Origin of the sequence: Leptotrichia sp. oral taxon 221, assembly GCF_018128245.1 — a bacterium.
Classification (GTDB): Bacteria; Fusobacteriota; Fusobacteriia; order Fusobacteriales; family Leptotrichiaceae; genus JABCPH02.
This window is the reverse complement of the sequence record NZ_CP072378.1, coordinates 1369901-1384747: the sequence shown is the minus strand read 5'-3', so window position 1 is coordinate 1384747 and position 14847 is coordinate 1369901. Positions and strand designations below refer to the sequence as shown.

14 protein-coding genes are annotated in these 14847 nt (G+C 27.7%); 8 read left to right on the top strand and 6 right to left on the bottom strand.

Annotation, left to right across the window (positions count from 1 at the left end; all coding sequences use genetic code 11):
- The 5 genes from J4863_RS06165 (at position 1) to J4863_RS06145 (ending at position 6088) form a co-directional block, all read left to right on the top strand.
- Positions 1-786: a hypothetical protein gene (locus J4863_RS06165; RefSeq protein ID WP_211617920.1), complete on the top strand. Its 786-nt coding sequence runs from the start codon at positions 1-3 to the stop codon at positions 784-786.
- 166 nt (positions 787-952) lie between these two features.
- A complete protein-coding gene (gene serS, locus J4863_RS06160; RefSeq protein ID WP_211617919.1) occupies positions 953-2224 on the top strand; it encodes a serine--tRNA ligase in 1272 nt (423 codons plus the stop codon).
- Between the two features lie 50 nt (positions 2225-2274).
- The gene (locus tag J4863_RS06155; RefSeq protein WP_211617918.1) at positions 2275-3003 is read left to right on the top strand and encodes a GH25 family lysozyme; all 729 of its coding nucleotides are present in this window, start codon (positions 2275-2277) and stop codon (positions 3001-3003) included.
- An 83-nt stretch (positions 3004-3086) separates the two neighbouring features.
- Positions 3087-4070 carry a class II fructose-bisphosphate aldolase gene (locus tag J4863_RS06150; protein ID WP_211617917.1) on the top strand — a complete coding sequence of 328 codons (984 nt, stop codon included), beginning with the start codon at positions 3087-3089 and terminating at the stop codon, positions 4068-4070.
- A 407-nt stretch (positions 4071-4477) separates the two neighbouring features.
- Positions 4478-6088, top strand: a complete 1611-nt coding sequence (locus tag J4863_RS06145; protein WP_211617916.1) for a CTP synthase — start codon at positions 4478-4480, stop codon at positions 6086-6088.
- A gap of 178 nt (positions 6089-6266) precedes the next feature.
- Here the strand turns inward: J4863_RS06145 and J4863_RS06140 are convergent, their stop codons facing one another.
- From J4863_RS06140 to J4863_RS06115, 6 genes are all read right to left on the bottom strand, one after another.
- Positions 6267-6533 (bottom strand): HPr family phosphocarrier protein, encoded by a 267-nt coding sequence (locus tag J4863_RS06140; protein WP_211617915.1) that lies wholly within the window; start codon positions 6531-6533, stop codon positions 6267-6269.
- A gap of 183 nt (positions 6534-6716) precedes the next feature.
- On the bottom strand, positions 6717-8321 hold the full coding sequence (locus J4863_RS06135) for an NFACT family protein (protein WP_211617914.1): 1605 nt from the start codon (positions 8319-8321) through the stop codon (positions 6717-6719).
- Positions 8322-8443: 122 nt separating this feature from the next.
- Entirely contained in the window at positions 8444-9106 is a 663-nt protein-coding gene (locus J4863_RS06130; protein ID WP_211617913.1) for a MarR family transcriptional regulator, read from the bottom strand.
- Positions 9107-9131: 25 nt separating this feature from the next.
- Positions 9132-9767, bottom strand: coding sequence for a ribulose-phosphate 3-epimerase (gene rpe, locus J4863_RS06125; RefSeq protein ID WP_211617912.1), 636 nt, complete (start codon positions 9765-9767; stop codon positions 9132-9134).
- A gap of 60 nt (positions 9768-9827) precedes the next feature.
- Entirely contained in the window at positions 9828-10706 is an 879-nt protein-coding gene (gene rsgA / locus J4863_RS06120; RefSeq protein WP_256439032.1) for a ribosome small subunit-dependent GTPase A, read from the bottom strand.
- 140 nt (positions 10707-10846) lie between these two features.
- Positions 10847-11842: a PASTA domain-containing protein gene (locus J4863_RS06115; RefSeq protein ID WP_211617911.1), complete on the bottom strand. Its 996-nt coding sequence runs from the start codon at positions 11840-11842 to the stop codon at positions 10847-10849.
- Positions 11843-12008: 166 nt separating this feature from the next.
- Between J4863_RS06115 and J4863_RS06110 the strand changes: the two genes are divergently transcribed.
- The 3 genes from J4863_RS06110 to J4863_RS06100 all read left to right on the top strand — a co-directional run bounded on the left by J4863_RS06110 (position 12009) and on the right by J4863_RS06100 (position 14836).
- The gene (locus tag J4863_RS06110) at positions 12009-13250 is read left to right on the top strand and encodes a DUF1576 domain-containing protein (protein ID WP_211617910.1); all 1242 of its coding nucleotides are present in this window, start codon (positions 12009-12011) and stop codon (positions 13248-13250) included.
- Between the two features lie 21 nt (positions 13251-13271).
- Complete coding sequence (locus J4863_RS06105) at positions 13272-13628, top strand: hypothetical protein (protein ID WP_211617909.1); 357 nt, start codon at positions 13272-13274, stop codon at positions 13626-13628.
- Positions 13629-13720: 92 nt separating this feature from the next.
- Complete coding sequence (locus J4863_RS06100) at positions 13721-14836, top strand: SIMPL domain-containing protein (RefSeq protein ID WP_211617908.1); 1116 nt, start codon at positions 13721-13723, stop codon at positions 14834-14836.
- The last annotated feature ends 11 nt before the right edge of the window (positions 14837-14847 follow it).

Genomic DNA, 14847 nt, shown 5'->3' with positions numbered 1-14847 from the left:
TTGGAAAAAAATAAAGAAAGAATAGAAAAAAGTTCGATATTTCAAGGCATAGAGAGTTTTTCAGAATTTATTATTGAATACAAGAATCAATTTGAAAAGAGAAAATATTTTTCAATTGATGAGGATTTTAAAATAAATTTTAAAAAGCCATCGTACATATTGGAATTAGCTTATACTTATTTTAAAAATGAAAATATTGAAAAAACTAGAATTGAAGAAGCTATAAAAAGTGAACTTTTAGACGTTTTTAAGGCGAAAGATAAAAAAATAAATAGATTGTCAAAAGTTGAAGAAAATAAATTGTCAGAAAGTTTTTTTAGAGCGATTTTAAATAAAGATTCTGTACATTCTGTAAAATTAGGAAATGAATTATTTTATAAAAATAGTGAAAAATTATTTGAAATAATGTATAATTTTTCATTAATTTCGGCAGATGAAAATAAATTAATAAAAACTTTTTTTGCAGAAAAAATGCTCGAAGAAATTGATAAAAAATACAAAAAATATTCTGAAAAATATGAATTTGTAGAACAAATCTTGAAAAATGTTATAAATTATTTTGTAAAATCTGATTCAAAATTTATTAATTTTGATGATAGCAATACGAAAGAATATTTTGAAAAAAACAATGTTAATGCACTTTATAAACAAATTTATAATAAATATTTTGATAAAATTTCGGGAAAATATGATATAAAATCAAAAAAAGAATTTCAATTTGAAATTTTAGATGAAGAGAAAGAAAATTTATCAATTTCAGAAAAATTGTTATTTGAAAATATTTAAAAAGCTAGAAAAAAATCTAGATAGAAATTTTTATTGTGTAAAAAATTTGGAATAAATGATTATCATATGGTATAATAGCAACGATGATATATTCTTTGAATAGAGAGTGTAATTGATTAAGAAATAAATTATTAATAAATAAAAATAAATTAAGGAAGGGAAAACGATGTTAGAATTAAGATATATAAGAGAAAATGTTGACAAAGTTAGAGAATATTTAAAAAATAGAAATAGTGATTTTGATTTGGATTCTTTAATTAAATTAGATGAAGAAAGAAGAAATATTTTACAAGAAGTAGAAGTATTGAAAAAAGAGAGAAACGAATCAAGTTCTTTAATTGGAAAATATAAACAAGAAGGAAAAGATGCAACAGAATTATTAAATAGAATGCAAGAAGTTAGTGCAAAAATAAAAGAGTTAGACCAAAAAGTAGCTGAAATTGAAGAGAAACAAAAAGTGTTAACTTATACTATTCCTAACAAATTACATGAATCAACTCCGATTGGGAAAGATGAAGACGACAATGTTGAAATTAGAAAATGGGGAACTCCAAGAGAATTTGATTTTGAGCCAAAATCTCATGATGAATTGGGAGTTAATCTTGGAATTTTAGATTTTGAAAGAGGTGCAAAATTAGGTGGTTCAAGATTTACAGTTTATAAAAATGCAGCTGCTAGATTAGAAAGAGCGTTAATTGCTTTTATGATTGATGTTCACACTCAAGAAGAGGATTTTGAAGAAATTTTCACACCACAGCTTGTAAAAAAAGAAATGATGGTTGGAACTGGACAACTTCCTAAATTTGCTGAAGATGCTTATAAAATCGAAGGGGAAGAAATGTATTTAATCCCAACAGCAGAAGTAACACTTACAAATTTACACAATGGAGAAATTTTAGACGAAGAAGAATTGCCTAAACATTATTGCGGATATACGGCTTGTTTTAGAAAAGAAGCTGGTTCAGGTGGACGTGATTTAAAAGGACTAATTCGTCAACATCAATTTAATAAAGTTGAAATGGTAAAAATTGTAAAACCTGAAACTTCTTATGATGAACTTGAATCAATGGTAAACAGTGCAGAAAAAATCTTACAAAAATTGAATTTACCATACAGAGTGATTTCACTTTGTAGTGGAGATATAGGATTTAGTGCTGCTAAAACTTATGATTTGGAAGTTTGGGTGCCTAGCCAAAATAAATATAGAGAAATTTCATCTTGCTCAAATACAGAAGATTTCCAAGCAAGAAGAGCTATGATTAAATATCGTGATAAAGAAACGAAAAAAAGTCATTTTGTACACACATTAAATGGTTCAGGACTTGCAGTAGGAAGAACTTTATTGGCAATTATGGAAAATTACCAACAAGATGATGGAAGTATTGTAATTCCTGAAGTTTTAGTACCTTATATGGGTGGAATGACGGTAATTAAATAAAAGTTAATTTTAAAGGTTTCCTGAGGCATTTTTAGAAGTAGGAGATAATTATGATAAAAACTTTATTAAAATTTTTAAAAATTTTGTTATTTACAATAATTTTTGGAGGAATTGTTACTTGTTTAGAACTAAGTGGATATGTATATCATAATGATATTCTAGCAAAAATGCTTGGATTCAAAGTACAAGGACTTGATATATCTCACCATCAAGAAAGAGTAAATTGGACAAAAGTTGATGGTAATAAATATAAATTCATTATTATGAAGGCGACGGAGGGACAAAATTTTTTAGATTCAGATTTTTCGTATAATTGGAATAATGCTCGATTAAATGGGTTTACAGTAGGAGCATATCACTTTTTCTCAATGCTTAGTAGTGGAACTGCTCAAGCAGATTTTTATATAAGTAAAGTTCCTTACTCTGAAAGAACATTACCTCCAATTATAGATTTAGAAATACCAACAAAATATCCAAAAGAACAAGTTTTAAAAGAGTTAAAGGATATGACTGACAAGTTGGAGAAACAATATAAAAAGAGAGTAATTTTTTATGTGACATATTATACATATGAAGCGTACATAAAAGGAGAATTTCCAAATAATAAGTTGTGGATTAGAGATATAAAATTTATACCGAATTTAGAAGAATATGATAGATGGGTGATTTGGCAAGTTTCTAATAGAGGAAGAGTTTTTGGAATACCAGGATTCACTGATAAAAATGTACTTAGAGGAGATTCTATAGAAAAATTGATAAAAGAGAGTCAAATAAAATAAAAACTATTGATTTTTGAGAAAAAATCTGTTAATATATATTAAACAGAGTTTTGAGTAACAAAATAATTATAGGAGGAACGATAATGAAATATCATTACAAAGACTTAGGATTAGTAAACACTAAAGAAATGTTTGCTAAAGCAAACAAAGAAGGGTACGCAGTTCCAGCATTTAACTTTAACAATATGGAACAATTACAAGGAATTATTGAAGCAGCAGTTGAAACTGGTTCTCCAGTAATTTTACAAGTTTCTACAGGAGCTAGAAGCTATATTGGTAAAGAAATGTTACCTTGGATTGCAAAAGCAGCTACAGCTTATGTAGAAGCAGCAGGATCTGACATTCCAGTAGCATTACACTTGGATCATGGTCCAAACTTTGAAGAAGCTAAAGACTGTATCGAATACGGATTCTCTTCAGTAATGTATGATGGTTCTCACCACCCATACGACGAAAATGTTGCAGAAGCTAAAAAAGTTGCTGATTTTGCTCACCAACACGATGTAACAGTTGAAGCTGAATTAGGAGTTTTAGCTGGAATCGAAGATGATGTAGAAGCAGCTGAACACATTTACACTCAACCTGAAGAAGTTGAAGATTTCGTATCTAAAACTGGTGTTGATTCATTAGCAATCGCAATTGGAACTTCTCACGGAGCTCACAAATTTAAACCAGGTGAAGATCCTAAATTAAGATTAGACATCTTAGCTGAAATCGAAAAAAGAATCCCTGGATTCCCAATCGTATTACACGGTTCTTCAGCAGTACCTCAACAATTCGTAAAAATGATTAAAGAATATGGTGGAGAATTAGCTGATGCAATTGGTATACCTGATGAAGAATTAAGAAAAGCTTCTAAATCAGCAGTAGCTAAAATTAACGTAGATACTGATGGAAGATTAGCATTCACTGCAGGAGTTAGAGAAGTATTCGCTAAAAAACCTACAGAATTTGACCCAAGAAAATATTTAGGGCCTGCTAAAAACTACATCAGAGATTACTACAAAGATAAAATCACAAATGTATTCGGTTCAAACGGAGCATACAAAGCTGGAAAAGCTAGATAGTACCTTTACAGTAAGATCTTATAATTAAATTTGTCTTGGGGAAAGAAGTATATTTTATATTTCTTTTCTCAAGTAATAAAAACTTAATTAATTTAATAATTTTATTAAATTATCTGTACAAGTACATATGAATCTAATTATATTTAGTTAGATTATAAAAAATGTAAAAAATAAGATGAAAATTTTTTTTTTCGTCTTTTTTTATTGTATTATTATATTAAAGATATAGTAATGATATTTTGATTTAAGAATATAATTTCATTTTAGTAATAAAATCGTGATTAATGATAAATTATGTAATTTTAAAATGAAAAATAATAAAAAAATTCTATAATTATGCTAGAAAATAGTGAGAAATTAAATATATATAAGTATAAAGGTTTAAAGTAAATAATTAGGAGGAAAAAATGAGTAAAGTTGATACTACAAAGTATATTTTTGTTACGGGAGGAGTGGTGTCTTCTCTAGGGAAAGGGATTGTTGCGTCATCATTAGGAAGATTATTAAAAGAAAGAGGGTATAAGGTGACAATACAAAAATTTGACCCTTATTTGAATGTAGATCCTGGTACAATGAGTCCTTATCAGCATGGAGAAGTTTTTGTTACAGAAGATGGAGCAGAAACTGATTTAGATTTAGGACATTATGAGAGATTTATAAATGAAAATCTTACTCAATATAGTAATTTAACATCTGGAAGAATAATGTCAAGAATTATTGCAAAAGAGAGAAAAGGAGAATTTTTAGGAGGTACAGTTCAAACAGTTCCTCATGTAACTGATGAAATAAAAAGTAATATTAAATTGGCTGGAGAAAAAGCAGGAGCTGATTTTGTAATTACTGAAATTGGTGGAACAATAGGGGATATCGAAAGTGATCCGTTTATTGAAGCTATTAGACAATGGAAAAGAGAAGTTGGGAGAGAAAATATAGCGTATATTCACGTGACATTGTTACCTTATTTGAAAGCGGCGGGAGAATTGAAAACAAAACCTACTCAACATAGCGTTAAAACATTGCAAGGATTAGGAATTTCACCTGATATTATCGTTGTTAGAAGTGAACATCCTGTAGATCAAAGTATTAAGAAAAAAATCTCAATTTTCTGTGATATCGATGAAGAAGCTGTTATCGAATCAACAGATGCTGAAAATCTTTATGAAATCCCATTAACAATGGAAAGATTAGGATTAGCTGATGTAATTTGTAAACATTTTAAATTGGATAATCAAAAACCATCGTTAGCAACTTGGAGCAAAATGGTTGATAAATTTAAAAATCCTAAAAAATTGGTGAAAGTGGCTGTTGTAGGAAAATATGTTGAGTTAAAAGATGCTTACATTAGTATTACTGAATCAATAGAACATGCAGGATTTAATTTGGATACTAAAGTGGAAATTGACTATTTGAAAGCTGGAGATTTTGATGTTGAAAAACTTGCTAATTATGATGGAATCTTGGTTCCAGGAGGTTTTGGAGATAGAGGGATTGATGGTAAAATAGAAGCGATTAGATATGCTAGAGAAAATAAAATTCCTTTCTTTGGAATATGTTTAGGAATGCAAATGGCTTGCGTGGAATTTGCTAGAAATGTGTTAAATTACCCAGAAGCAACATCAACAGAATTTGATAAAGATACTAAATATCCGATTATTAGCTTAATGGAAGAACAAGAAGGAATTGAGGATATGGGAGGAACTATGAGATTAGGTTCTTATCCATGCATTTTAAAAGAAGGAAGCGTTGCGGCTAAGGTTTATGGAAAAACTGAAATTTCTGAAAGACATAGACATAGATATGAGTTTAATAATAGTTATAGAGAAGAATTTGAAAAAGCAGGAATGGATATTGTAGGAGTTTCTCCAAATGGAAAATATGTTGAAACAATAGAAATTAAAGATCATCCTTATTTTGTTGCGTGTCAATATCACCCTGAATTTAAGAGTAGACCAAATAGACCTCATCCGTTGTTTACTGGTTGGATAAAAGCGGTTATTGAAAAAAGAAGTGGTAAATAATTATTAGAATCAGATTTATTAAAAGATTAAAGTTTTTTGAATAGAATTTATTAGAAAGAGATAATTTAGAATTTATACAGGTAATATATTTTCTAGGTGTCTCTTTTTTTATTGAATAAAAAAAACTTCTCAAAATTATAAATTTTGAAAAGTTTTTTATAAATTTTTAAGAAGCGAATTATTGTTCGTCTCTAATAGTTGCCATTAATTCACCCAATACTTCAACTGCTTGATCAGCGTCTGGACCTTCAGCATGAATTGTAACTTCAGAACCATTTTTGATTCCAATTGATAATAATTTTAATAATGATTTTCCATTAACTTTTTTTCCATCATTTTCTACTTCTACTGAACTTTCAAATTCTTTTGCTTTTGCAACGAAGATCCCACCTGGTCTAGTGTGTAATCCTGTTGGGTTAGTCATAGTAACTGTTTTACTTGCCATTATAAAGCCTCCTTAAAATATTTAATCCATAATAATTTTACAATAGTTTTAAGTATTTGTCAATAAATAATAGTTTTTTTTCTTGAGAATTTAATGAATATTAGTAATAATTTTTTAAAAAAGAAAGTAATTCTTCGTTTATCATTATTAAATCCAGTTTTTTATTTTAAAATGTTAACAAAATTAAAGTGTAAAACTAAGTGTCCTAAAGTTATTATAAATTACATTTCCTGGTTTAGCATTTTTAATTTTTTTCACAAATTTTCTTTCGCAATAATCGACAGTGATTTTATCACCTTTATTTGCTTTAGAGTATTCTCCAGCAATTCTAGCAGCATACATTAATGTGTCTTCATCAATAGGATTATTATCACGAATAATTAAAACGTGGCTTCCTGGAATATCTCTCACGTGCATCCAAATATCAGTAGGATGCCCTTTACTAAATGAAATTTCCTCATTTTCTTTATGATTACGACCAACAAAAATTTTAAAACCATTATGCTCAAAAGAAAGTAAATCTCTTTTTTTCATTTTATTCAATTTTATTTTATTTTTTCTTGGATTAGAAATTTTTAATTCATTTTCAACTTCATCAATTCCAACAAAATCAGTTTCTTTTTCTACAAACAACTTAACTTCCTCGAAATAATGAATCTCATTCAAAATATCCTGATAACGAGCTTCAAGAGCTACAAGAGTCCTTTTTCCCTTGTTATAACGGTTATAATAGTTGTTTAAGTTATCTTTTGGAGAAAGTAGTGAATCTAGCTGGATTGTGATTTCTTGATTATTGTAAAAATCAAAAACATTAACTTTATCCATTCCTTGTTTTAACAAATGCATATTTGCTGCTAAAATATCTCCAATATTTTTATATTTTTCAAAATTTTGATTTTTTTTCAAGTCAGTTGAAATATTATTTAAAATTTTCTTATGTTTTTTAATTTGAGAATCGACATATTTTAGCAAATGTTTCTTTTTATCGTCGATCAAACTTGATGTAATGGTCAATTTAAAATATTCATTTAATCCTTCATTTAATGTTTCAAATTCCTTTTTAGAAATTTCTTTTTCTGAAAATTCAGAAAAATGGTTGTATGTGATGATTTTTGCAGTTTTGTTTCGATGATTAATCTCATAAAGAGTTGGTTTGTAGCTTGACAAATATTCTTTAAATTTTTTAAAATTGTTAGAACATTCAGTTGCAAAAGCCTTTCCAATCCCTTCAACTTTATTTATAAAATCTGTTTGCTCAAAAGGAAAGTTTTCTTCCTCAAGATAAAGTGGAGAGATTTTTTTATCCTCAAAAGGAAGAGTATATTTCGCACCAGTCATTATAATTCGATTTCCTTCGTCTAAAGTGGAAAAATGTAAGGCAGATAATATTTTTTCATGCGAAGTTAGAAAAATATTACTAGCTCTTCCCATAATCTCAAAAATTAAAGTATATTTTTCGACATCTCCAAATAAATTTAATTTCTCAAAATCAAAATAAATAATACGGTCAAATCCTTCTTGATGAATATTAGTTAAAATAGAATTTTGCAAATATTTTTTTAGTGAAAGTAAAAAGTTTGACTGAAAATCAGTGTTCATATCTTTTTCATTTTTCAAATAAAAAATAGTTGAATTATCTTTTACTTGAAATAATAAATTATTTTTTCCAAAAAATAGTGAAAGTGAAGAACGATCATATTGGAAAATTTTTGTAAGTTTGTAATTAAGAATTTTGTCTTTTACTTCTTTTATGAGAAATGAAAGACCGATTCCATCTAAGTATAACATAATTTTATAAATCCTTTCTTTTTAGTAATAATTAATAATAATCAAAATGGATAAATCACTTAAAAAAGAAATTTATCCATTTGAGAAATATTTTCTGAAATTTATTTTCGTAGTAATAAAGGCTAAATAGTGTTTTTCCTAACCATAATATTTACAGCATCTTCAACACTCAAGATTTTTTCATCCCCATCAACTAATAAAATAGCGATGTGTTTGTTAATATCAACAATTTTTATTAATGATTTTATCAAAACACCTTTTTCGTTTAAATATTTACGAACGGCAGTGCTTCCTTTGATAGATGATACTTGAACAGTATCTCCAATTTCAAATTTTAAAATAGATTCAGGTTGAATATCAGCTTTTACCTTATTCAAATTAGTAAGTATTTCTTCAAACACTTCTGTGAAAATTTCTAAATTTTCTTTAGGAATTTCGCTCGTAATTTTTTCAAGAATAGTTGAATGAAAATTTCCATGATACTTAAAAGCCATAAGTCCTTTCTTTGAAAGTTCAACAAAAACTTTTCTTCTATCATCTTCAGAACGTCTTCTTTCTACGAAATTTTTATCCGTTAATTTATTTACAGCTACAGATGCAGTTCCCATTGTAATGCCTAATTTTTCAGATAATTCATTCATAGTTAAGCTATCTTCTCCAATAGCTTCAATCACATGTAATTCAGTAGTTGTAAGACACTTTATAACTTGGTTCAAATTAATTTCTTCTATTTTATAATACGTTTTATAAAAATCGTCTAATAACGATTCAATTTTTTCATACATCTTCAAAATCTCCCTATTTATTTAATTATCTTAACGATTCAATTTTCTGTTTGTAATCTCCCTTAAACAAGTAAGAGCCAGCAACTAAAATATTTGCTCCAGCTTCTTTAACGAGTTTACTTGTTTTATCATTTATTCCACCATCCACTTGGATGTCGATATTTGGGTCGATAGAACGTAAATCTTTTATTTTTTGTAACATTCCTTCAATAAAGGCTTGTCCACCAAATCCAGGATTAACAGTCATTATTAAAACCATATCAATGTCCTTCAAATCATATTTTATAAAATCAAGTGGTGTAGAAGGATTTAGAGCCACTCCAACTTTTTTCCCATATGATTTAATTAATTGAATAGTTCTGTTTAAATGTTTTGTTGCTTCTGCGTGAACAGTTATAACATCTGCACCTGCATCAGCAATATCTTTTATAAATCTATCAGGATTTTCAACCATCAAGTGAACATCAAACACTAAATTACTATGTTTTCTTATTGATGAAATGACAGGAGCTCCAAAACTAATATTTGGAACAAAATTTCCATCCATAACATCTAAATGTAAGTATTCAGCGCCATGGCTTTCAACTTCTTGGATTTCTTCTCTAAGTTTACTAAAATCTGCTGCAAGTAATGATGGAGCAACTATTATTTTTTTTGACATATTAATCACCTCTTTATTGAATTTGAATATAACAAATTATAACATATAACTTGAAAAATTTTAATTGTTAAAAATATTATTTAATGAATATAAATAAAAGTCATAACGAACTTTTGAAATGTTTCCATTTTCTACATTTTCTTTGATTGCACAATTAGGTTCATTTACGTGAATACAATCTCTAAATTTACAATCATGCGAGAATTTCAGAAAATCAGGAAATATTTTTTCTAAATCCTTTTTATTTTTTAATTTTGGAAATTCTATTGTTGAAAATCCAGGCGTATCAATAATAAACGTACTTTCATCAATTTTGAAAAATCTACTTTCAGTAGTTGTGTGACGTCCACGAGAAGTTTTGTTACTAACTTCATTTGTTTCTAAAATTTCTTCGCCAAGTAAGTTATTAATTAGAGAAGATTTTCCAGAACCACTAGGCCCAGAGATTGTGATAGATTTTCCATGAATATAATTTTCAAAATCTTTTAATCCAATATTTTCTTTTATTGAAATTGGAAATATTGGAAAATGATTATCTTTAAAAATATTATTTAAATTTTTTAGAAAATTAGATAATTCTTCTTGTGAAACTAAATCAATTTTAGAAATTATCAAAATTACGGAAATATCTTGCTCATTTGCCCTCAAAAGCATTTTTTGAAAATTAGTAAAATCAAAATTTGGAGATTTTATTGCGAATAGAATACCAATATAATCAATATTTGAAAGTAATGGTCTATGTAAAAAATTTTTTCTATCATAAATTGCAGTAATTACTTTTTCGTTTTCATCAAATTCTACAATATCTCCAATAATACAATTTAATTTATTGTTTTTCACTTTTAATGATCCACGAAGTTTACACTCATGTAGACTCTCCTCTTCTAAATGTTTTGCATGTTCTTCTAAAATATAGTAAAATCCTTTAATTTTTCTAATAACTTTTCCTTTTATAACTTTATTTTGCTAATTAAAATAATGATTTCAAATCTCCAAAATACAAAATATTTCTATATTTTGGAGATGTTATCAAAATATTTTAAATAACATCTCCTTTCTTCAATATTTATTTTTAATTTTTATTCTCCTCCATCGTCATCGTTTCCAGTGTTTTCCGATTTATTTGACGGATGAATTTCTGGGACAGTTCTTGATTTTTTGTTTGTATCGTTTGTATCAGATGATTGATTATTGTTATTATTACCACTATTGTTACTATTTGAATCTTTGTTAGTCTTAACTTGATCAATTTGATCAATAGTATTGTTTATAACATTTTCAATTTCTTTTTCATTAACTTGTTTTTTAGTTTTATTAACAATATCTTCAACAGAAGGTGTTTGTCGTCTTCTTTGCACGCCAGCATTTATAACAATATTAATTTTTTGACCTTTTTGAATACGAGTTCCTGCTTCAGGCGATGTAGAAATAATTGTATTTACAGGTAATGTTGTATCTTGTGTTCTAGAAATATTACCAACTTGTAATCCAATTTGATTCAATAATACTTTTGCATCATTCAAGTCTAATCCAATTAAATTAGGCACTACAGATGGATCCAAAACTTTTTGTGATGAAACTAAAATTGAAATTTTTTGATTCATTTCTAAAACAGTTCCCGGCTTAGGATAAACCCCTAAAATCGTATTGTACTTCTGATTAGAAGGGTAGTAATCAATTGTTTCAATTTGAATATTTTTTTCACGCAACATAGAACGAGCCTCTAATAGTTCCAATCCAACAATATTAGGCACTTTCTGAGTTTGTCCATTATTTACCCAAATTCTAACAGTTCTATGAACTTTTACTTCTTTTTGGGGAGCAGGATCTTGAATAAAAACTGTATTAAGCGGTACTTTTTCAGTCTTTGAATGAATAACTTTTACATGAAGTCCTGCTTTTTTCAAGTATCTAACAGCATCTTTTTCATTAAGGTTCATAACATCTGGAATAACTGTGAGCCTTTCATTAAAAAAATGTCGAATAAACACATCCTTACCATAAGTCGCCAATATACCTAGGCAGACTAAAATAATAATAATTCGTATAAAATTTAAATTAAATTTTTTTGCCATTTTGCACCTCAACTATTTTTTAAGTATATATAGTATATGATAACATAAATAGTGATAAAAATAAATATAAAATTTTATGAGATTTTCGTTTTGTCATGTCATGGGAAAATAAATATGGTATAATTTATAGAGAATATTAAATTATCGAAGAAAAAAGGAGAAAAGTATGATAAAGCAAAAAAAGCAAGAATATTTAATAATTTCAGTTTTACCATTACTTTTAATAATTTATTCTATGATGAAGATATCATTTTTAGATTTTTTAGCAGGTATGAAAATAATTACATTATCTGATGGTGTCTTGCTTACTGATAATTTTAAAATAGCGGGAACATATACCTCTTTGATAAATGCGTCAATAATTACACTAATAAATATCGTACTTTTATACAAATTAGATATGAAAATAAATGGATTAGTTATTTCAGGAATATTTTTAATGTTGGGATTTTCTTTGATTGGGAAAAATTTGATTAATATAATTCCATTTTATGTTGGAGCATATTTGTATGCACTTTACAATAGACAGAGTTTTAAGTCAATAGTAATAATTTGCATGTTTTCAACTTGCTTAGCACCAATGGTTAGTAGTGTTGCAAAGCTATTCAACTATACTCTGATTGGAATAATATTAGCGTTTATTCTTGGAGTGATTCTAGGATTTATTGTGCCACCAATATCGACAAGAGCAGTTCAATTTCATGGTGGATATAGTTTGTATAATACAGGATTATCAGCAGGTTTGGTAGCAGTAGTATTTTATTCAATAATGAAAAATTTAGGAATAAATATGGAATCTAGAGGAAATTATTTAGAAACGCAAAATTATGAAGTAATGTTAGTTTTGATAATTGTATTTTTATTCTATATTTTTTATGGTTTTAAAAGAAATAATTATTCATTTGACGGATATAGAAAAATTTTTTCTCATTCGGGAAGATTAATTACGGATTTTACAGTTACAGAAGGGGTATCACTAGTTTTTGTAAATATAGGAATACTAGGTTTAATGTGTACTGCAATAATATTTTTCTTTTTTCCAGTAAATGGACCGATTTTATGCGGATTATTGACTGTAGTAGGTTTTGGAGGTTTCGGAAAACATTTGAAAAATGTGCTTCCTGTGATGTTTGGAGTGATGATTGCATATTATTTTTTTGGACAGTCAATTCCATTGACAAATTATGCGATAATAATGTTTTTTTCAACAACATTGGCACCAATTAGCGGGAAATTCGGTTTTATAATAGGAATCTTAGTTGGATTTTTAAATTATTGTGTTACACTGAATGTAGGCGTTACTCACGGTGGATTGAATTTATACAATACAGGATTTTCTGCTGGAATTTTAGCTACCGTATGTGTACCAATTTTGCAAATATTTTTTGATGAGAATAAAAAACGATAGATTTAGGGAGAGATTAAAAAAATGATAAAAACTAGAATAAAAAATAAAAAAATAAAAATTATTTCAAAAATAGTGAATGAAGTAACAAGTTATTATCTATTAAAAGGAGCTAAAAATTTTCAAATAAAAATAGATATTGATGAGGAAAATAATAACAACTATGCAATTTACACATTTGGATATGTAGAATTATCTGAAAATGAAATTTTTGAATTGAAAAAAGCATTGACGATTCATAAAGATGAAGAATATGATCAGTATTGGGGATTGATGGGAGAAGGCGAAAATGCCGATGAATTTATGTTAATTGCTCGATTATGCGACGAAGTAATAATAAACTATGAAGAGGGGATTTTAGAGCTAGGATTGAGAAAATAAGTGGAGTTCTAATGGATGTTTCATTTTTGTGTGGTAGAATATGAAAGGTAAAAATAATAGAAGTAATAAATAAACAAAAATAGGAGGTAAATATGAAAAAAGTACTAATAGCACTGTGCATACTTTCTAGTTTAAATACATTTTCTGCGAGTGAAAATGTGATTAGAAAAATAAGTGTTACAGGTAATTCAGAACGGGAAATAATGCCAGATACAGCAGTTTTGAATTTTAGAATAGAGTCAAAGAATAGGGATTTGAATTTGGCGACAAATGATGTGAACCAGAAACTTGAGAGATTTAAGAATGCGTTGAGAAAGCAGAAAATTCAAGCGGATGATATAAAGACGGTTTCTTTTTATGATGAGAAAATTAAAGAGAGAGAGGATGAGATTGAGGGGGATAGAAAAAATTTTCTTCAAAATAAGAAAGAAGAAAGAACACCAACTTCTTATACTGCTGAAATGTCAATTTTTGTGAGAGATATTGATTTTAATAGGTTGGCAAATTTGATGGACGTTAATTCAAGTGGAGATTTGAATGGTATTAAGAAAGATTTTAAAGAGAATCTTTTTGTTATAAATTTGAAGGAAAAAGATAAAACTATTGATGGTGCGTTGAATAAATTATTTGAGAAAATGAATGTGACAAAAGACAAATTACAGTCGATAAATACAGGGAATAATATAGTTTTTGGAAGTTACAAAATAAATGAAAATTTTGGTGCTTATGAAGAAAAATGGGTTGATATGTTTTCTGTGACTCATAATTTGACTTTGAAAGTGAAGGATTTAAAAAAATTGAATACAATAATTGCATTGGCTGATGATAACGGATTGAATATTGATGGTTCGATTAAATTTGATTTGTCGAATAAGGGTGAGATTGAATCAAAAATGTATAAAGAAGCGTATGACCAGGCAAAACAAAAGGCTACAAGTATTTTAAAATCGAGTTCAATGAGATTAGGAGAACCGATTGTTGTGAGCGAAGATGTGGATTTTCAACAGAAGATGATTGACAGGATTGATAAGGATTGGACTGTAGAAAGTGGCAATGCTCTTGGTTTAGTTGCAGGAACAAAAGAAGAATATTCGTATTCAGCTGATTTTGCTAGTGCTAGAAAAAGAAGAGGAACAGTAGATTACACTCCGAAACCTTTAAAATTAACACAAGATGTGTCAGTAATGTATGAAATACTTCAAAAATAGTAGTGAAAAAT